Here is an 18,627-nt window from a genome sequence, read left to right as displayed (position 1 = left end):
AACCCTCATGTCTTTATGCAAAAAAGGACAGACATATTGATCGGGCGCGTTTCCCCTTCACCCGTTCTTTCAAGATTCACATCAGGACTATGATCAACCGAATAAGGTTCTATCAAATAGCCGTCAATATACTCGCTCTCTACCCCTGTAAAATTGGCGAGTACACCACCCTCAAATAAACGAAGCTTATAACCTAAAATATCCGTCGTATTCCCATCCCAATAATGTTCCTTGTCGAGAAGATGCTCGGTTGAAAGCGTTTGACCCTTATGTTGGTGCGCATGCATTAAATCCTTTTGTATGCTGGCAAAATCACGCTGCGCATCAATATTACGACCACTGTCTAAACCGCGTAAAAACACACCACGCAAATCAGGAACATGAAAGGTAGAAAAGCCATCCCCTGCTCCCCAAGCCGTTCCTATCGCTTCAAATAAGCTTCTATAAGTGATGCGTGAATAGGCTTTTCCATCACAGATCAACCAACCATCCGGAATATTGCGCATTGCAAAGGTCCCTATAAAACCGGAAGGATAAAGACTGATATCTGTAGACTCTCTCTGTACTACTGGTGTAGGATTTAACAAATGCCAAGCATCTTCTCTAAACACCAAGCTATAAAGACAATCCCTTTGGATTTCGCCTCCTGTTAAAGGAACCGCCCCTAAGGCTGTTGCCTTATAAACGGTTTTACTCCCAAGTCCATTTAATGAAACACTGGTCGAACCTACATTCTGACCGCGCGATAAAAAACGCAAATGGATACCGTTTCTATACTCTAAAAACTGACAATGCGTTTCTAACCTGATCTCTGTCTTTTGTTGCGTTGCATCAACCTCAACAATCCCTTCAAGCGCTCCACCCGTATCTAAGAGATACTCTTTGATCCGTTGCATCATAACACGTGCACTGTTGTTGACCGTACTGGGAGCTTGACCTTCTGCCCAATTAATCAAAACATCCGCATGCGTATTCTCTGACGCCTGATGCGACCAATCATAAATCGTTGACATGTTGCTCAATCCTAAATGCCGTAAAATGCCCGCATCAATTGCCCCATAAAGGGCTGTTCGTAAGCAGCAGAAGCTTCGCTCTCATCTTCTTCTGAAGGCTCTTCTTGTGAAGCCTGTGAAGCCAATAATGCCCGTAAAACCTCTAACAAATGCGTCCTATTGTCATAGCGACCTTGTACAAAAGGACTTCTATAAGATGGCTGTCCACCATACATTTGAAACACGCGATTGATAAAGTCACCAGCACGCATCGCATTGTTACCACTGTTCAAACCAACTGCATTGCTGCCAACCAATTGGGCCGCATTGGCATGAGGATTTTGTAAAAGACGCGCTGCACCCCTTGCCCCTTGTTGATGCGCTAAATACAATTCTGCCTCTGTTGGCGCTCTTCCCAACACACGGCTTAAATGATTGCGATTATCAAGGGTAAGTCTACCCATCGCATCGGCTGCTTGTACGGGATCAAAACGGTCCTGCAAACCATATTGCTTGGCTGTGCTGTCTATAAACTGATACAAACCACCAGCAGAAGAGCGTGGATTCCTTGCATTGGGATTGCCTCCACTCTCCACTTGCGCAACACGGTATAAATAACTTTCAGGGATCCCATAACGTGCCGCTGTCTGGCGGATCGCTTGAGCGACATGGCTATTGTTGTGGAGCATGAACTTGACTCCTTCCCCATCTTCCCACTTCACCCATCAGTGCCGAAACAATGATATGCGCTCTCTGCTCATTCAAAACTCCTCTTTTATGCCAGTTTATGAACTTTTGTAACATTTGAGCAACCTCCTGTTGACTCATACCTTCAATGCCAAAAGTTGATAACTTTGCCATATCACGTTCAAATATTTGTCTTTCTTTTTGAGGTAACTTTCTAATCGTATCAGATAACATATTTTGAATAACTTTTGCCGTTTCATGGGCTGCACTCACTTTTCCGTATGGTATATTAATACCTCTTAAAGAAGAAACCTCTGGGGTCCCTTGAAACGACTTTAATGCTCTTTTGGCTGCATCTTCATAAAATTTTTCATCATCTACAGCTTTTCTAAACACTTTAAGATTTTGAGGGTTTAAAGATCTGCCTAGATTTTCGGACATACGACCCGTTTGTAAAATATTCGAAAGTCTATTAATAGGGCCAGATCTTTTTAATATCTCATCGATATAGTCCCTCATCCCTACGCGATAGGTATTAAGACCATCCGGCATTGCTCCTTTACGAAGACCTTCTGCAATCCCTTCTCCTGAAACATCTCTTTCTGCAATTTTTTTGCCTTGTTGTATCGCTTCTTCAAAACCTTCATATTTTGCTACACTACCACGTGCTGCTTTATAAGTAGGAGAAATTTGATCCGCTATCTCTACTAAGTCTTTCTTAAGAGATTGATATACAGAAGCCATTTGATTATCGCCCACATTATGATATTTATTGCGAAGGTAATCGAGGGACTTCTTCGTTTGATCTAATAACTCCATCGTAGGCTTATAGTTAATATGCCTAAAATCTTTCGAAGAAAACATTTCTGGTTTTGCATTACGACGATCCTTTTTTAAGACTTTAACGGCTCGCTCGACTGCTTCTTGAAATGCTTCATTTTCAAAAAGCTCATTAAGAGCTGCATAATGTTCTTTTCCTACTGGAGTACGATGCACTTGTGCATAAAGTGGGTCATACTCTCTTTTTCCTTGCTCTTGAAGAGACCTTTTTAAAACTTTCGTATCTTGAAGAGGGGTAATGTTTTCATCTGCTGATTGACCAAGACGGCGGATAGCATTCTGCACCCTTTCCCCATGAGCATGTTTCAAAAGTTCAGAAACGCGCGTATTTGTTTTCCCCATATTTGCAAGTGATACTTCTAAATTCGGACTAATATCTGTCAAAAATGCGTGACGTGGTGCACTGGCAAGACGTTCTGCAACATTCTCGACACCATCATCATATAATGTTTTGGCAACTTCCCTAACGGCTTTAGTTTGAACGTCTTTATAAGCAGGATTAAAATGCCCTCTTACAAAAGGAACATGTTGCAATCCATGTCCCGCTTTTCTTAATCCCCAAGAAACTCCTGTACCAGCAAGAGAACCAACAGGTGCTGCTACTGCGCCAGTAACACCACCAATCCCTGCCGAACCAAGACGACCATAAAAACCGTCTCCTGCTCCAGAGCCATGAAAAGCACCAGAACCCGCTCCTAAAAGCGCCGCTCTACCAAGATTACCAAATGTTATACCAGCTCTTGCTGCTCCTAGCATAGGAAATAATAAAGATAATATTGTCGGTATAACCGCGCCAGCAAAATAAGCAGCATTAGAGACATAAGGATGTTTATTTTCCAAGGCTTTTAAATAAGCTCGTTCTTTTGCTAAGTTTTTTTCATAGATTTCTTCTGCCTCTTTATCTCCACTCCAATAAGCGACGGGTCCTGCTTTTAAAACAGCTTGCGCTTCATCACTATACCCCCCAATCAAACCAGATGCGATATTGTTCAAAAATGCACGCAACCTAGTCCAATCTTTACCATCAAGAGCAGTCGAAGCTATGGTATTTTGCTGGTCTCTGTTATCTTTAAAATCTGCAAAAAGTGAAGTATTTGGAATAGTGTCAATTAATTTGTATTGTTTTAGCCAATCCGGTATAGATTGAGTTTTATTGTCAACCAAATCCGTAGAACTTGAAGTATTTGGAATAGTATCAATTAATTTGTATTGTTTTAGCCAATCCGGTATCTGGTTGCTGTGATTTTCAAGAGAAGACGTCATACAACTTACCTTTCATAAATCTTTATGCCGTTGTTAGTAAGAAAGGCAAATTTTGATCCTTTAGGAAGTTTTTGTACCTCTTCGTTTGTAGTAATAAATGATACGCCCGCATACTTTCCCGTAAGAGTTGGCGAATCTATAGAATGCTGTGCTTTACTTCCAAATGCTGCAAGTATATCTGAAGGTGAAATATTATCATTAATCAAAATAGATAATTGAGCATTTGTGACTTTACTGTAAATTTCCTGTAAACGTTCCAAATTTCTTATAAGCTCTTTAGGGTTATTACTCTGTTGTATACTCAGATAAACATTTTCTAGTTTCACACCTTCTTTATCAGATAAAGGACCTAATCCCGAAGCGCCAGTACCTGATATTGACCTAATCAGGGCTAATTTCTGAAGCATCACTCCAGATCTGATAGATTCAAGATGACCTTTCAAACTTGCTGCTGGTGTGTTCCACAAATTTTGCAAAAATTGCCCCATTTTCCCTGCGGCTAATTCAGGACTTGTTTTAAGAATTTTGATTGCTTCATTTATCGTATTTTTCATGCTCTCTTTCATAATTTGAGCATCTACTATTTGTAATTTTTTCAACTGTTCACGCTGTTGTATTTCGTCATATGTCTTACTTCCCTTAATAATCTTTGCTTCATACTCTCCAGTCTCAGGATTGGTAATCAATTGGTAATCAACAGAAAGTTTAGGTTTATCACCACCTGTTAGCAGTGCACTAAGCATTTGAGGATTGCTTGCCATAACCCGCGCTTCTTCTTCACTGTAGCCTTTAGACTTCAGGTATTCGACAGTTTGGTTAACTTGATTGCTTTTTTCTCTTTCCATATCACCACGACGAAGATTCATAGCTCCACTCGCTAAGCTTTGTGCTACCGTCCCATCTGATAAGGCATAACCAATTCCATAATCCGATAATCTTTGTAAAAACTCTCGACTCCGTAGATGATCCCAAAAACTCTGTTGAAAACCAGCCGATTGGTTAGGAATGACACCTTGTTGTGGCGGTACAGACTTTTGTGGTTCTTTCGTTGAAATAGGTTCTGGAAATTGGTTTTGTTTTATTTGTAATAATTCCGGTTCAGAACTTGCATCGGGTAAAGGCGACATATCTTTAGGTAAACTTAAAGGATATGAATAAGAGTCAACGTTCGTTACAGGTTTTAAAGATGTAGAAAATGGTAAATTTCCTTTTATTCCCTTCAAGGAACTTACATCTGGTAAGGGAGGAATATTTTTAGCTAAACCTAGAGGATTTGCTTGCGAACCAAATGTAGCTATAGGTGAAGAGGGCATACCATAAGGCAAATAATTTGCTTTTTGTTTTGCTTCCTCTCGTGACAAACGTGCATTATTCATGATTACACGTGACGCCAACGGATCCATGGCGTACATGGTATCAACCATTCCTATTAAAAGATCCTTGAATTTATTTGACATTCCTATACCCTTTTCATTTTAAACCGAACTTGTTATTATCTTCATCATCACCTCTCTCATTATTTTCCTGTATAACGTGAAGCAAATTGACCAAGGCTAGCTAAAATCCCTATAGCGTTCTTCCAAGGGTCGTTGCCTTGCATCTCAGAACCTGTCATATTATTCATAGTCGTACCATAATTTCCTGCAAAACCATGCCCCGCATTCATTAACATGTTCAATCTATTCCAACCGCTATTGTCTTGCTCCATCCAACGTTCGCGGTTGGCATCAACAACTCTCTGATTGTAATTATCAAGCACACCTCCACCCTGTATGGCATTAGAATAAGCATTGCCATAACCTTGTAAGAAATTATTCGAAGCACCCAACTGATTTTGGTTAGCTTGGTCAATCATTGCATTCGCTTGCATCATATTTTGTACATCTTGATTGTATTGGTTCGCTGTAGCACTTGTAGACAAAGCTCCAAGTTCATTTGCCAAAACACCCGTATGTGCACCGGACCCATAACGACCTGCTCCTGCAAAAGAGCTATGAATAGTATCTCTTGCACGGTCTAAACTCTTTTGAAGAGCAGCATTAAAAAAGGGATTTTGTCCAACCAGATCACCAGAAGCCATTCTTCCAAGATTATTTGCTGCTGATGTTGGATTGTAGACTGTATTCATCAAAGAACGATTTTGGTAATGGCTAGGAATACTCCCAAGTCCACCAATGGCATAGCGCGTCTGATCACTTAATGGCGCAACACGAGGTCCACCATAAACATTCCCACCCATCCCTGTATTATACATTTGATAAGCATCCGCACCACCACGCTTAAAGACATTCTCCATCCAAGCAGGAGGGGCGCTTGTTTGCACCTGCTTTTGTTGTGTTTCTGTTGGGCTCCTACTCCCCATGTCTCAAATCCTTCCTATAGTAAAGCATATCTATCTCATAACCCTGTTTGCTGAGTGCTCGTTTCCAACCAAAACGCCCTAAAATCTCCAGTTCTAAAGCACCATTCTCAACTGCCCAATCCTCTATAGAGTGCAAATTCTCAATAAGACCAAGAACACCCTTGCCACTACATTCACAAATCAAGGCACGCTTCTTTCCTAAAACGGTTTCTTGTATCTGGGTCGTAACTGCTGCTAAAAAGCGCTCGTCATCATCCAAAACAAGCCATAACTGTTTTTTGCCCGTGCAAATGGCTTCAATGATTTCTTGCAACGTAACTTCATGTTTGAAACGCTCTACATACGCACTCAATGACGCAAGTATCTCTTCTAGATAAGGCGCTATACGCTCCATATCCCAAGAACTGGTCAAATAGACTTTTGCCATTATCCCCTACCTAAAGGACGTAAATCCGCATTAAAGCCAGTAATCATCGTCCAAAGTTCATGTTCGGGAATACGCAATTTAAAGCGGTGATAACGATTGCGTGAGCGACCATGATAAGCGCCCGTAATATAAGAACACCCCCTCTCCTTGTGCCATGTAATCGGCGTATCATGATTACGCAATCTTCTCTCACCTATGCTTAAAAGACCTTGCGTTGTATCAACCTCTGCAAACATCTTCGTGATAAAGCTAAAACTTCCATCCGGTGCCCCCATCTCTTGCGATACAAGAGTTGCCTCCATCGGCGCTCCTGTAAACATAACAAGATGATTTTGTTCATTAAAAGCCCCAAGGATAGGTGCACCACTTTGCCAACGGGGGCTGTCTAAAGAAGCCGGCAAGGACTCAAGATTTATTGAGATCTCATCCAACTGTTCCAAAGTATAACCTGTCGTAAACACTGGAAACAACGTGAAAGGCTTGCCCTGTATCGTCGACCATTTCTGCAAACCCCAATCATAAACAAAGGTCGTTTGCTCGTTATTGCCTTTCTTTAAGGACCAGTAAATCCGGTTATCAACGGGGTCTATCACTCCTTGCATCTCATCAAGGGCAAGTTTATCAAAGTTTTTAAAAACCGTTCTATCAACCTTTTCAAAGCCTATCGGCAAAAGTTGTCCATCCAAACGCATCTGATAAAAGCCACCATCACCGGCAAAAAAAGCATCACTGCCTCGACAAGCTATAGAAGCTGCACTGCGTACTCCTCGCTTGTCTTGGATCTTTTGAAACGTAAACACTATCTTAGAACCCGCAACAAAAGTTCCTGCATAAACAGCAGAACGCATAAATATGAGCGGATTGGTAGATTCCGTTGCACCCTGTACATATTCTCCATCCGGAAAATCCTGAAAATCGCAATTTTTCTGCTTAACGGTCCAATGGGTTGCATCTTCCAAACCAGACCAATGAATGCGATTGGGGTGATCTGTGAGTTGCATCAGACAAACAAAAGGTCCCCAAACCTTCACCAACCCTGCTTTCGGTGGATTGCCGTCTAAATCTTCAAACCGTTCAGAACTATGGGCATTAAAGACTTGCGGTTTATCATTTTTATTGACCGCAATAACTCTTTGACCAAACAAAGCAAACGACCATTGATTATCTTCATGCGCATGATACATCACACCACTTTGGCTTATATCTTTCCAACCCTGCGTTTGACTATCATAACTATAAAGCTTTTGCTTGCCTCCTACGATGATCTTGACACCATTGCCACTTCTAAAGGCGATACAACCCAACGGCTTCTCTGCCAAAGGCAACTTAGAAACAACCGTTGCACTAGGCATAGGAATGTAGCCACCATCTGCCGGTAAAACATTCACAAGTGTATCTGTAAAGCTGCCGTTGACAACCGCAACATCTGGGCGGTAATCCGCAACTGGAAAAAAAACCATGTTAGAAATCCGTTGGAATGATTCTGATATCGTTATGACGTTTTGACGTTTCTGCACGCAAGGCATGCAACTGTTCGTTAAAATCATTATAAGCCGCGGCTGCACAATCGGGCTCTTTAAGGATATTCTTGTACAATTCATATTTTGCACGCGCCTTAATCAAATCAAACGCGTGCACAAACCATGGATGTTCTTGATCCGCATTCTCTAATTCTTCCAAGCGCATTGGAGAGAGAATAAGTTGAACCTGATAGGATTGATCCGGTGTGGGATAAAGATGCAATTTCCTATCAAAGTAACTGTAACAAACAGGTCTTCCTTGCTGTGCTGAAGAAAGCGAAGCTTCTAACGCAAAAGGACTTCTCTGTTCTAAGGCAACCTTGTGATATTGATCTGAAGAAAGATAAACGCTTTTGATTTTGACTGCCGTTTCAAGGTGGGGGGTATCACTTGCATCATAAAGAGCTTTTCCCGCTTGTGTATTAAACACAACATCACGGCTTTCGTTAAAGTAAAAACTTTCCCGCTCGCAAAAACGAATAGCAGCAAAAATACTCTCTTGGATTTGCCCAATATATTCATCCGTGATGTCATCGATTTCGTCTTGAATAACAGACACAAGATGAGAAAGGGTTCTTCTATGACGAAAAACATCCTGCCTCTCTTGGACAGGACCTCCCGTCTTAATCCTTATATAATGACGTGCCATCAAAATACCTTTCAATGAAAAATTTTCTTGACATTACTCTTACTTGCATAAAATACATAAAGTATGTATTTTATGCATAGTGCATATTAGCGTAGGAGTATTTTTATGAAAAAGTATAGTTTTACAGATATAAACCGCGGAACTGGTGATATCTTAGATGAAGCTATGTCCATACCTGTAGCTTTAACGAAAAGAGGACGTGAAAAAATTATCATGCTTCCTATCGATTTATATAAAGAGTTGATAAAATCTCGTTCCAGTACACAAGTATTTTCTTATATGGATGCACCAAAAGATATATTAGATGACTTAGACCGCGGCTTAGATGACCTTTTAAAAGATGACAAAAATGTTTAAGGTAGGTGACGTTATTAGATATTATTACTTATGGCATGAACAATCCCAAAAGGGCGAAGATTCAGGTCGTAAATCACGCCCTGCTTGTGTTGTCGTAAAAACAGACACTCATTTCTTTTTATTCCCCATCACTTCACAAGAACCTCATAATTTGCAATTCAGCTTAAAAATCCCTGAAACAGAATGCAAGCGTGCAAAGCTAACAAAAGATTCTTGGCTATGTGTTGATGAATTTAACGTTACTCCTTGCAAAGATTTTTTTGATTTTGAATCTATAAGACCACAAGAATGTTTTAGCATTGCCTTTATGCGTAAGATTGCACTTAAAATTAAGGAAGTTAAAGCAACAAAACTTCTTAAAAAAGTTTCTAGGCATTAACCCCCTTAATTTCAGTGATTAGTCACGAACTGCACAACCACAACACATTCACCTGCTGCTGTGGCTTTGTCGCGGGTAGCGTAAAGAGTCGTTTCCTTATCATCTCCAACAAAAACTTTCTGATCTGTGGGTGTAAAGTCTTGTGTGCTTTGGGTCTTGATCTCTTTCTCACCAAATTCACTTCCCCCATAACTGCTGCCTATCTTCAACTTGGCTTCCGAAAACGCTGTCTTCACAAAGGCTTTGATCGACGTAATCACAGCTCCACGCGGTAAAATCCCTATTCTCTCCGTAAGGGACTTCTCTTTATGCGAGATATTTAAGCGTAAAAAGCTTACCTGTTGCGTATGAAGATTTCTCCCCTGTAATGGGGCGGGTAAATGATCTGCCATCTCTTGTTTCCTCCTTTAAAATTACGCTGCTTCACCACTGTAGGTGGGGATAACTATCGTTCCAAAATCTTGGGCTGTTTGTGCACTACCAGGCATCTGGAAACGGGTTTTCTTCATGCCAATAAGCGTCTTGGCGGCAACGCCAAATTCACGTTCATAATCAAAATATTCTTCCTTGAGGGTGTAATGGGTTGCACTATGATTTTGTCCAAAACCGATCACAGCACTTTGCGCTCCTAAGAACACAGCACGACGAACGCTTTTTACGGCTGTAGAATCTGTCGATTTAACACCATGGGTCACATGGATAGCTTCCCGTAAAACAACGCCATTATACATACCTAAAGATCCATCAAAGATTGGGTTCTTTGCACGTGAGGTTGCATAAACTGATTTTTGAATATCTAACCATTCACCAGCGGCTGTATTGGTGCGCAATTGCATCACTTGGGTAGGGTGCAAATACAAAACATACACATCATCACCATTGACGTGAACAGGAGAGATTTGCGGATTGGCAAGCTTTGCTTGTTTAACCGCTTCATCAATCAATTTAAGGCTAAAGCTATGTTTGGCTTTATCGGTAAGTTCTTCATCTTTGGTTTTGCCATCGGGGCGGATAATGCGTTCACTGCTGGGCGCCATGATCGGATTAAAGCCGTAATGAACCGGTTTAATATAAACTTCTCGACCATCAACACTAAGCGTGCTTGCTGTATAACCACACACTTGAAGAAAGAACATGATGCTTAAACGATTAGCATACCAGCGAACCAAACCTTCCTTGGCCTTTTTGCGCAAATTCGGTAAGACTCTCTGTTGATCAATCGAATCCGTATTGGCAACACGCGCTGCATGTAAGAGCTCGTTAATGACCAAGCGGTCATTCATAAATTGAAGCGCTTCTTCATTGCCCTCTAAGGTTTCCCCTTGCGTGACACCATCTCCAAACAAATTAACCAGCAGGCTAAAGGTAACGCTATCCCCTGCACTCTTATGGGTTTCATTGTAAAGCTGGATAATGCTGTTTGAACTTTTCCCTATCAAGGGGGCGATTTTCGTCGCCTTCAAAACTTCATTGCCTAATTTCTGTGACCACAATTTTACCGCTTGCGGATCATGGGTCCCTATATGTGTTGTTGCCATTTTTGATTTCACCTTTCTTTGCTGTAAAAAAAACCGGCTGAATAAAGCCGGTGGAAAACCCGCATCAAAGGCGGATTATGTGGAAAAACCTCTTACCTAATCAGGATCTACACCCATAATTTCATAAAAACGTGCTTCATTCTTTGGATTGGATATCCACGCATCAAATTCTTTCTCTGACATATTCGCAAGAACTTCCTTGGTCATAGGACCAACACGGCCTCCACCACCAGAGCCCGTTAATGTCCGCGCTGAATTCTGACGATTCTGGAGTGCTGCAATTTGATCATTGGCTTGCACGGCTTGCTTTTGATAGCCAAGATTTTGCGCGATCCTATAAAGCTCTTCTGCCGGATTAACCCCCTTTTGTGCGCAAGTGGCTACTATCGTTCGCAACTCATCTCCTATAATCGCATCGATCGTGCTCTTCTGGGCATAAGTGGGATAGATAGAAGACCATGCATTCAATTGCTTGGCGCGCGTCTCATAGAGAAAATCTGCCGCCGCATCAAAATCACTGTATTTATCTTTGACCGAGGTAACGGAACTTTCTAAAAACTGATTTAAATGCCCATTAAATTCTTGGTATTCTAACGCTTGCCTTTGCACATCTTGCTGCGCTCTAATATACGCATCCTGCTCTTGAAGCTTTTTGCCCATCCACCCCATATAACCAATAATATCTTCACTAGGATTGGGAGGCGTTTCCTTGCCATCAACCTGAGACATCTGGGATTGCGCTTCATAAAACTTCGTAAGTGCTTCACGGGCTTGATTGGCTTGTTCTACAGCACGTTGCTGTTCTCCATTAGGGATAGTAATCTCTGAAGGCTCTTGAACAGGCTTTGCTACAACCGGCTCTGAAGAAGAGACATCATCACTTTCAACCGCTCCTCTATCATGAGCGCTCTCAAAAGAACCCTCATCATCAAAAACGGATGCCTCTGTTCCATAATCTTCATTCAGTCCTTCATTCAGTTCTGCATTCATTCTTTAACCTTTCTCAAATGCTTCTTCCTCTATAACTGGCCGCTCTTTCTCGCATGATCTGATTTTGCATCTGCTCATTGTAAATGCGTTGCCGTTCAAGTTCATGGCGCTGTTGCATCAATTCTGCTTCCAATTCCGCTCTTTTTTGACGCATGAACAATTCAATCTGCTTTTGTTGTAAATCCATCTGTTGCATTTGGGTTTTCGTCGCCATGTCTTGCTGCTTTTCTTGCAACTGCATTTCCTGCTCTGGATTCATCTGTTGTTGCGCTTGTTGTGCCATTTGTTGCTGCTGTTGTACCTTCTCACTTACACGATTAAGCAGAGAGGCCGGCAAGGGAGAATAACGAAGCAAATCAAGCATAATATCCGGTGTAACCGCATTTTGAAGCAACGGTAACAATTGCGTGATAATACCAAAGGTACGCTCTTTCTCATTAGGACTGGTGGGCGCATCATCAACAACAATATCGTAATCAACATGCATCACAGCTTCACGGGTTAAGGGAATATATTGCGCATTCTCCTCTCCTGAAATCCGTACCAAGCGACCATCGGATAAATAATTCTGGATCAAGTGCAAAATAAGCTTCCCTTGACGCTTGCGATACAAACGTAAACCATCAAACAAACAAGCAAGCAGATTGAGACTGGATTGGCGCCTTTGTGCTTCCAAAATCCCTGCTTGTGAAACTTCTCTCGTCCCTATAAACTCAGGCGATAAACCCGTGACCTGATTAATCGCTTCTTTCGCCTCATTAAACAGTTGGAAAAAGCCTGTTGGAAACTGAGTGACCGGTTTGGGTTGGATCTTTCCACCCGCAAGCGCTCCTGATTTAAGCACCGTGATACTATCAACTCTGCTCCAACTCCTTACCGCTTCCCTCTCATCTTCAAATGCACCTCTTTCTGCCATTATCCCCCCTTTGGATTGGCTATTGAGAATATGCATCACTTGACTGAAATATTTATTTGCCCAGCGTTGTGGATCTTTGGTCGGGCGAACAACCCCATAAAATTGACGCTCTATCTTATCAAAATACCCCGTTATACATTCCCAACCCAATTGACCGGCGGGAACCAAAGGCTGGTCTGGACAAAGCAAAATTTTCCTGCCTAAAAAAGCGCGCTTAACCACCTTTTTATGAAAAGCAGCTCCTTGAATATCGGGCATCATGCACTGAAGTTGCTTAAATTCTTCCTCGCTATAATCACGAAGTTCACCCGTTTCTAAATCAGGCGCTTTATAATATCTCTCACTTTCAAACCAACGACATTCAACTAGCGTGACCATCCGGCGGCCATTTTCAACATCAATACCCTTCTCATCATCATAAGCTTCAAAAGCATTGTGATGAACCCCTTCATAAGAACTCCCATCACGCGCCCAATCCGCACTTAGTTCACTCCAATGCGCTTTGGGAAACATTTGTCTTGCAACTTCCAAAGGTTTACGGTCTACATACCACAAACGTTGTGCATCGGTTAAATTCGGTTGTATGGCCGCGCTGTCCCAAACCATCTTTAAGGGGTCTAAACGTGTAATAACCGGCTCCCCATCTAGACTACTCTCATAATCAAGCCTTGTATCTGTCCAGCCCATACCGCAAATGACAGCATCTTGGAAAGCATCTGAATCCGCATATTCCGCATGGGCCATGTCGCGAAACCATTCTGCTGCACCAGTGAGCAATTCGCTAGGCAAGGCCTTGCCTATTTGACGAGGAATAAACTGCACTTCTCTCTTATTATTGCGTTCAGATCCAACAACCGCATTCACAAGTGGAGCAATGCGGTTAAACGTCATGACAGGACGGCGTTGTTCTTTTAAAGCGGCTAAATCAGTCTCATTCCACTGGTCGCCATTGTAAAAACGAAAATCTTCACGCGCTTGCTCACGCCATTTGTTCACATGCTCTACATCTTCTTTGTACCAGCTTAAAAGCTTACGAAACAAACCTTCCATTGAGAAATCTGAAACCTGACTTTCTTGCTCTATATGCTCTTCATCATGCATCATTGTGCCATCCATGACGTACTCTCATAGGCTTCTCTATCGCTATAAGCTGCTCTCTTATGTTTCTGTATCGGCTGCTCATAACCCACACACATCAATCCAAAGGCATCGGCCCCATGACTCGACCAATCATGCTCTGCCCCTAACCCTATATTCCGCTTCTCATCCCATTTCTCGTGATACCAATTCAGTGCCTTACGACCCGCTACGGTCGTCTCTTCATTAGATAACACATTGATTTATAATGATAATCTAGCGTTGTTCATATTGAATGAGAGTCCCGAATAACGTAAGATTCTCTCATTTCAAATCTGTTTATCTTGAATCAATCAAAACCACCCGTTTGCACATCACAAGCGGGATGAGTGTGTGGATCAAACTTGTATAAGAAAGGAGTAAAAATGGCTCTTATGAACCGTCTTAATGCAAGGTCTGTCGCAACATTGGGGGCTGGCAAATATAATGATGGTGCCGGCTTGCTTCTTCACAAACGTAAAGATGGAGGTGCTCAATGGATTTACCGTTATACCATTCACGGGCGGCGCCGTGAAATGGGATTGGGTGCTTTAAGAGATGTCTCTTTAAAACAAGCGCGTGAATTGGCAAATGGGTGGCGTTCTGTTTTGCATGAGGGTCGTGACCCCATTAAAGAGCGCAACAAACAAAAGCGTGAGGCAATAAGTAATCTCCATTATTTAAAAGATATTGCTCTAGATGCTTTTGAAAGTCGTAAAGCTGAATTAAAAGGAGATGGTAAAGATGGGCGTTGGTTTTCGCCTTTACAACTTCATATTCTCCCTAAATTAGGTTGCCTCCCCGTTTCAGAAATTACACAAACAGAGATACGCAATACCCTCGCTCCTATTTGGCATACAAAAGCTGCAACAGCTAATAGAGCTCTTACCCGTCTTAATCTTTGTTTCAAACATGCGGCTGCATTAGGATTGGATGTTGATTTACAAGCAACAGAAAAAGCACGCGCTCTTTTAGGTAAACAACGCCATAAAACACAAAACATACCGTCAATGAATTGGAAAGATGTGCCCGCTTTTTATAAAATGCTTTGCCAAAAAACAACGATGACACATTTGGCATTGCGCTTGCTTATCCTTACAGGTGTCCGTACCAATCCTTTGCGTCATATTCGTGAAGATCAAATTGAAGATGATATCTGGACCATACCTGCTGAAGGTATGAAAGGTAGACGTGATGCTACAACAGAATTTCGTGTGCCTCTATCATCAGAAGCATTAGAAGTGATTAAAGAAGCGCGTCCTTTGTCTCGCAATGGTTTCCTTTTTTCTGCTACCGGTCGAGGTCCTCTTGCTGTAAATTGTATGGCTCAATATATGCAACAGACTGGGCTAAACGCATGCCCGCATGGATTTCGTTCTAGTTTACGCGATTGGCTCGCTGAAACAACCGATGCCCCCTATGAAGTCGCTGAAACTATTCTAAGTCATACGGTTGGGGGTAAAGTAGAGCGTGCCTATCGTCGTACTGATTATTTAGAACAGCGCCGTGTCTATATGGATAAATGGGCGGCGTATGTCACGGGTCAATCTTAAGATATGGGGTGCATAACCCCATGATCTGTGGATAACTTGCTCTCTCTCTTCTCTCATTTCCTTTCAATAATTCTCATAAATTATCACATGAGAAAATGTATGATAAAATACTGTTTTCTATAGACTAAATACCTTTCCAATGATTCCAAAATGTGCTTAATAAATGGGCATGATTTGTTTCTATTTTTTACTCTTGAAAGGATTTTAATATGACAGAAAACGATATTCTTTTAACTGACCGTGAAAGTGCAAAATTACTTCATATGAGTGTTTCAACATTCCGCCGTCATGTGACCAATGGCTCTCTCCCAAAGCCTTTAAAATTTGGTTTCTTATCGCGTTGGTTACAATCAGATCTTTTGAATGTAATAGAGCAAGCAAAACAGCAACGTTATAACGACGTCGCATAAAAGAAAACCTTGTCACGTAAGGACAGACAAGGCTTTCCATTTTCACTCAAAGAATGAATAGAAAAATCCGTTCTGTGACGCAAGTAACAGGACAATAATATGTTTTATGAAAATTCTCAGGGCATCACAAATGCCTTGCGTGGGGTTTGGCATGGGCATTATGGAAGTGCCCGTTGTCCAGCCCATGATGATCAATTGCCTAGCTTATCTCTTTCTAATGGACATGATGGGCGTCTCTTACTCACTTGTTATGCTGGCTGCTCTTTTAAAGAGATCATACAAGCGCTTAGAAGAATTGGCTTGCTTGGGAAACAAGCCTTTTTTGATAAAGCTTATGATCATAGGCTCTCTTTCTCAAAACAGTTTTCTGCTGATCTCAAAGAAACAAAACAGAAAGCAGAGAGAGCAAGAGAGATTTGGCAACAAGGTCAACCAATAAAAGATACTTTAGCAGAAATCTATTTACGTATGCGGGGGATTACTTGTGAATTGCCTGCTGATTTACGTTTTCACGACAAATGTCCACACCCATTAGGGATAACACTGCCCGCGTTGGTTGCTCTTGTTAAGGGAGCTGGCTCTTTTGCCATTCATAGAACCTTTTTACAAACCAATGGCTGCAAAACAGATCAGAAACCAGCAAAAGCCATGTTGGGTTCTGTCATGGGTGGTGCTGTGCATTTAAGCCAAGACAATCCAAAACATCTTGTCATTTGTGAAGGCATTGAAACCGGTCTCTCTCTGCTGTCTGGTTTGTTATCAGAGCCCGTGAATGTATGGGCGTCTCTTTCGACTAGTGGCATGATGCGTATGAATTTACCCCTGATAAAAGCACGTCTGACAATCGCAATGGACGGCGATGATGCGGGTCGTAAAGCAGGTTTTACCCTTGCAAAGCGTGCTTATAGCCAAGGCTTTGAGGTCTTTATCATGCAAGCTCCAAAAGGAATGGACTTTAATAATGTATTACTTTCTCAAAAGAGGGAACTATGAAAGAGTGTAATTTACAAAACAACAATGAAAATACCCCCGTCAATGATAACGATAATGCTTGTTTAAAAGCCATTCCTTATGAACAAGCCTTGCAACAAAATGGTTGGGGGGAATTAAAACCCATTGCTACGGCTCTTTTACCTGTCGAACCTTTTAATCCATTACAGCTCCCAATCCCATTCATGGACTATATTTATGACGTTTCAGAGCGTCAACAAGCCCCTCTCGATTTTATTGCTGTCTCTGCTTTATGTGGCTTGGCTGCTGTCATTGGCAATGGCGTGCGGGTTGCTCCAAAACAATATGATGATTGGACAATTGTTCCTAATCTTTGGGGCGCTCTTATTGGTCAATCATCAACATATAAAACACCAGCCATGAAAGCCGCTTTAGCGCCTATCACGTGCCTTCAAAAGCAATGGTATAAAGAGTGGTTAAAACAGAAAGAAAAACAAGAAATTGAAAAGAGATTAGAGAGTTTAGACAAACGAGAAAAAGAAAGACAAGCCAATAAAGCGCTTAAAAAAGGAGAGTGTGAAACAGCCCGTGCTCTGTTGTTTGAAACGCTCTCTAAAGACAGTGCTCATGATGATGAGGTCTCTCGTTTTATCGTCAATGATGTCACGGTTGAAAAGCTTGGGGAATTGTTAAAAGAAAACCCTCGTGGTCTTTTGATGGTTCGTGATGAATTATCTGGTTTTTTAACCAATCTAGAGAGAAAGGAATATCAAACAGACCGTTCTTTCTATTTAACAGCTTTCAATGGAGATGATCAATTTACCTATGACCGTATAGAGCGTGGAACCATTTTTATTCCCCATGTAACTTTATCAATGATTGGAGGCATTCAACCTTCACGAATTATTCCTATCATTCAAGCAATACACCGTGGAATAAACGATGACGGTTTATTACAACGGTTTCAAATGCTGGTGTGGCCCGATGAAAATCAAGAGTGGCAATTGGTTGATAGACCGCCCAATCAAGAGGGCTGGCAAAAGTATGAAAGCGTTTTTCGTTCTTTTCGTGATAAACGGCTAGGTTCTCCAGAACAGCCCATTACCATGCGTTTTATACCAAAAGCACAAGAGAAATTTTATGAATGGCTAGAAAATCTTCATAGAGAGGCAAAAAGTGGTTGTTTCTCTGAAAGCTTACAATCACATCTTTTGAAAATGCCTAAGACCATAGCAAGCCTTGCGTTGATTTTTGAACTTCTTGATAGTGGTGGTTTTGAAATTGGTCTCTATGCCATCACAACAGCATTGCGTTGGGAAAAATATCTGATAAGTCACGCAAAACGTCTTTATACGGCTGGGGATACATTAACAGCAGAGCGTGCAAAATTGATTGTTGAACGCTGTGATTGTTTGCCCGATGTTTTTACTTTACGTGATATTCATCAAAGAAGTTGGACGCATTTAAAAGACAATAGAGCCGTTAAGCAAGCTTTAGAGCTTTTATGTCGTTGTAACTATATTCGCGAAATCTCTGGAGACAATAACTCCAAAAGCGGTCGACCTACTATACGCTATGAATGGCATCCTTTAGTGAAAAGTGATAAGATATCACAATAGGCAATCTGAAAATCTTATAAAACACTAAACTTTATAACCTTTATTTGTGTCATGAACC

General features: G+C 41.5%; 18 protein-coding genes and 1 pseudogene. 6 read left to right on the top strand and 13 right to left on the bottom strand.

Features of this window, described 5'->3' with window-relative positions:
- Positions 1–5: 5 nt before the first annotated feature.
- The 8 genes from bgtC to K3248_RS03195 are packed head-to-tail and all read right to left on the bottom strand — an operon-like array spanning position 6 to position 8,740.
- Positions 6–1,013, bottom strand: coding sequence for a gene transfer agent tail collar protein BgtC (bgtC, locus tag K3248_RS03230; RefSeq protein WP_220716925.1), 1,008 nt, complete (start codon positions 1,011–1,013; stop codon positions 6–8).
- A gap of 11 nt (positions 1,014–1,024) precedes the next feature.
- Positions 1,025–1,681, bottom strand: a complete 657-nt coding sequence (locus K3248_RS03225) for a transglycosylase SLT domain-containing protein (RefSeq protein WP_220716924.1) — start codon at positions 1,679–1,681, stop codon at positions 1,025–1,027.
- A complete protein-coding gene (locus K3248_RS03220) occupies positions 1,665–3,782 on the bottom strand; it encodes a glycine zipper family protein (RefSeq protein ID WP_220716923.1) in 2,118 nt (705 codons plus the stop codon). Before K3248_RS03220 ends, K3248_RS03225 begins: the two co-directional genes overlap by 17 nt.
- Before the next feature lie 5 nt (positions 3,783–3,787).
- Positions 3,788–5,239 (bottom strand): hypothetical protein, encoded by a 1,452-nt coding sequence (locus K3248_RS03215; protein WP_220716922.1) that lies wholly within the window; start codon positions 5,237–5,239, stop codon positions 3,788–3,790.
- Positions 5,240–5,298: 59 nt separating this feature from the next.
- The gene (bgtD, locus tag K3248_RS03210) at positions 5,299–6,144 is read right to left on the bottom strand and encodes a BaGTA-type gene transfer agent maturation protease BgtD (protein ID WP_220716921.1); all 846 of its coding nucleotides are present in this window, start codon (positions 6,142–6,144) and stop codon (positions 5,299–5,301) included.
- Positions 6,134–6,571, bottom strand: a complete 438-nt coding sequence (locus K3248_RS03205; RefSeq protein ID WP_220716920.1) for a hypothetical protein — start codon at positions 6,569–6,571, stop codon at positions 6,134–6,136. Before K3248_RS03205 ends, bgtD begins: the two co-directional genes overlap by 11 nt.
- A complete protein-coding gene (gene bgtE / locus K3248_RS03200; protein WP_220716919.1) occupies positions 6,571–8,031 on the bottom strand; it encodes a gene transfer agent protein BgtE in 1,461 nt (486 codons plus the stop codon). The genes K3248_RS03205 and bgtE overlap by 1 nt, the downstream gene beginning before the upstream one ends.
- A gap of 1 nt (position 8,032) precedes the next feature.
- Positions 8,033–8,740, bottom strand: coding sequence for a phage adaptor protein (locus tag K3248_RS03195; RefSeq protein ID WP_220716918.1), 708 nt, complete (start codon positions 8,738–8,740; stop codon positions 8,033–8,035).
- A gap of 105 nt (positions 8,741–8,845) precedes the next feature.
- On the opposite strand from K3248_RS03195, the gene K3248_RS03190 reads away from it, so the two are divergent.
- Entirely contained in the window at positions 8,846–9,097 is a 252-nt protein-coding gene (locus K3248_RS03190) for a type II toxin-antitoxin system prevent-host-death family antitoxin (protein WP_220716917.1), read from the top strand.
- On the top strand, positions 9,090–9,476 hold the full coding sequence (locus K3248_RS03185; RefSeq protein ID WP_220716916.1) for a hypothetical protein: 387 nt from the start codon (positions 9,090–9,092) through the stop codon (positions 9,474–9,476). The genes K3248_RS03190 and K3248_RS03185 overlap by 8 nt, the downstream gene beginning before the upstream one ends.
- A gap of 11 nt (positions 9,477–9,487) precedes the next feature.
- On the opposite strand, the gene K3248_RS03180 is transcribed toward K3248_RS03185, so the two are convergent.
- From K3248_RS03180 to K3248_RS03160, 5 genes and pseudogenes are all read right to left on the bottom strand, one after another.
- A complete protein-coding gene (locus tag K3248_RS03180; RefSeq protein ID WP_220716915.1) occupies positions 9,488–9,868 on the bottom strand; it encodes a hypothetical protein in 381 nt (126 codons plus the stop codon).
- A gap of 21 nt (positions 9,869–9,889) precedes the next feature.
- Positions 9,890–11,014, bottom strand: coding sequence for a BaGTA-type gene transfer agent major capsid protein (gene bgtG / locus K3248_RS03175; protein ID WP_220716914.1), 1,125 nt, complete (start codon positions 11,012–11,014; stop codon positions 9,890–9,892).
- A gap of 96 nt (positions 11,015–11,110) precedes the next feature.
- Positions 11,111–12,004 (bottom strand): hypothetical protein, encoded by an 894-nt coding sequence (locus K3248_RS03170; protein WP_220716913.1) that lies wholly within the window; start codon positions 12,002–12,004, stop codon positions 11,111–11,113.
- A gap of 13 nt (positions 12,005–12,017) precedes the next feature.
- Positions 12,018–14,036, bottom strand: coding sequence for a BaGTA-type gene transfer agent portal protein BgtI (bgtI, locus tag K3248_RS03165; protein ID WP_220716912.1), 2,019 nt, complete (start codon positions 14,034–14,036; stop codon positions 12,018–12,020).
- Positions 14,021–14,257, bottom strand: a pseudogene (locus tag K3248_RS03160) (PBSX family phage terminase large subunit); the annotation flags it as partial. The gene bgtI and the pseudogene K3248_RS03160, both read right to left, overlap by 16 nt.
- Before the next feature lie 165 nt (positions 14,258–14,422).
- Between K3248_RS03160 and K3248_RS03155 the strand changes: the two are divergent.
- From K3248_RS03155 to K3248_RS03140, 4 genes are all read left to right on the top strand, one after another.
- Positions 14,423–15,589: a tyrosine-type recombinase/integrase gene (locus K3248_RS03155; protein WP_220716911.1), complete on the top strand. Its 1,167-nt coding sequence runs from the start codon at positions 14,423–14,425 to the stop codon at positions 15,587–15,589.
- A 209-nt stretch (positions 15,590–15,798) separates the two neighbouring features.
- Complete coding sequence (locus K3248_RS03150; RefSeq protein WP_007347430.1) at positions 15,799–15,999, top strand: helix-turn-helix transcriptional regulator; 201 nt, start codon at positions 15,799–15,801, stop codon at positions 15,997–15,999.
- Between the two features lie 99 nt (positions 16,000–16,098).
- Positions 16,099–16,992, top strand: coding sequence for a DUF7146 domain-containing protein (locus K3248_RS03145; RefSeq protein WP_220716910.1), 894 nt, complete (start codon positions 16,099–16,101; stop codon positions 16,990–16,992).
- Positions 16,989–18,569, top strand: a complete 1,581-nt coding sequence (locus K3248_RS03140) for a YfjI family protein (protein WP_220716909.1) — start codon at positions 16,989–16,991, stop codon at positions 18,567–18,569. Before K3248_RS03145 ends, K3248_RS03140 begins: the two co-directional genes overlap by 4 nt.
- Positions 18,570–18,627: the final 58 nt, after the last annotated feature.

Source organism: Bartonella raoultii (genome assembly GCF_019659805.1).
GTDB lineage: Bacteria > Pseudomonadota > Alphaproteobacteria > Rhizobiales > Rhizobiaceae > Bartonella > Bartonella raoultii.
Note: the sequence above shows the minus strand (reverse complement) of the source record. Positions and strands in the feature narration are given on the sequence as shown.

Coding starts and splice junctions, on each gene's coding strand:
- K3248_RS03145 (WP_220716910.1), top strand. CDS start 16,099: ATGTTTTATGAAAATTCTCAGGGCATCACAAATGCCTTGCGTGGGGTT.
- K3248_RS03180 (WP_220716915.1), bottom strand. CDS start 9,868: ATGGCAGATCATTTACCCGCCCCATTACAGGGGAGAAATCTTCATACG.
- K3248_RS03140 (WP_220716909.1), top strand. CDS start 16,989: ATGAAAGAGTGTAATTTACAAAACAACAATGAAAATACCCCCGTCAAT.
- K3248_RS03205 (WP_220716920.1), bottom strand. CDS start 6,571: ATGGCAAAAGTCTATTTGACCAGTTCTTGGGATATGGAGCGTATAGCG.
- K3248_RS03150 (WP_007347430.1), top strand. CDS start 15,799: ATGACAGAAAACGATATTCTTTTAACTGACCGTGAAAGTGCAAAATTA.
- bgtC (WP_220716925.1), bottom strand. CDS start 1,013: ATGTCAACGATTTATGATTGGTCGCATCAGGCGTCAGAGAATACGCAT.
- K3248_RS03190 (WP_220716917.1), top strand. CDS start 8,846: ATGAAAAAGTATAGTTTTACAGATATAAACCGCGGAACTGGTGATATC.
- bgtI (WP_220716912.1), bottom strand. CDS start 14,036: ATGGATGGCACAATGATGCATGATGAAGAGCATATAGAGCAAGAAAGT.
- K3248_RS03170 (WP_220716913.1), bottom strand. CDS start 12,004: ATGAATGCAGAACTGAATGAAGGACTGAATGAAGATTATGGAACAGAG.
- bgtE (WP_220716919.1), bottom strand. CDS start 8,031: ATGGTTTTTTTTCCAGTTGCGGATTACCGCCCAGATGTTGCGGTTGTC.
- K3248_RS03220 (WP_220716923.1), bottom strand. CDS start 3,782: ATGACGTCTTCTCTTGAAAATCACAGCAACCAGATACCGGATTGGCTA.
- K3248_RS03195 (WP_220716918.1), bottom strand. CDS start 8,740: ATGGCACGTCATTATATAAGGATTAAGACGGGAGGTCCTGTCCAAGAG.
- bgtD (WP_220716921.1), bottom strand. CDS start 6,144: ATGGGGAGTAGGAGCCCAACAGAAACACAACAAAAGCAGGTGCAAACA.
- K3248_RS03225 (WP_220716924.1), bottom strand. CDS start 1,681: ATGCTCCACAACAATAGCCATGTCGCTCAAGCGATCCGCCAGACAGCG.
- K3248_RS03155 (WP_220716911.1), top strand. CDS start 14,423: ATGGCTCTTATGAACCGTCTTAATGCAAGGTCTGTCGCAACATTGGGG.
- bgtG (WP_220716914.1), bottom strand. CDS start 11,014: ATGGCAACAACACATATAGGGACCCATGATCCGCAAGCGGTAAAATTG.
- K3248_RS03185 (WP_220716916.1), top strand. CDS start 9,090: ATGTTTAAGGTAGGTGACGTTATTAGATATTATTACTTATGGCATGAA.
- K3248_RS03215 (WP_220716922.1), bottom strand. CDS start 5,239: ATGTCAAATAAATTCAAGGATCTTTTAATAGGAATGGTTGATACCATG.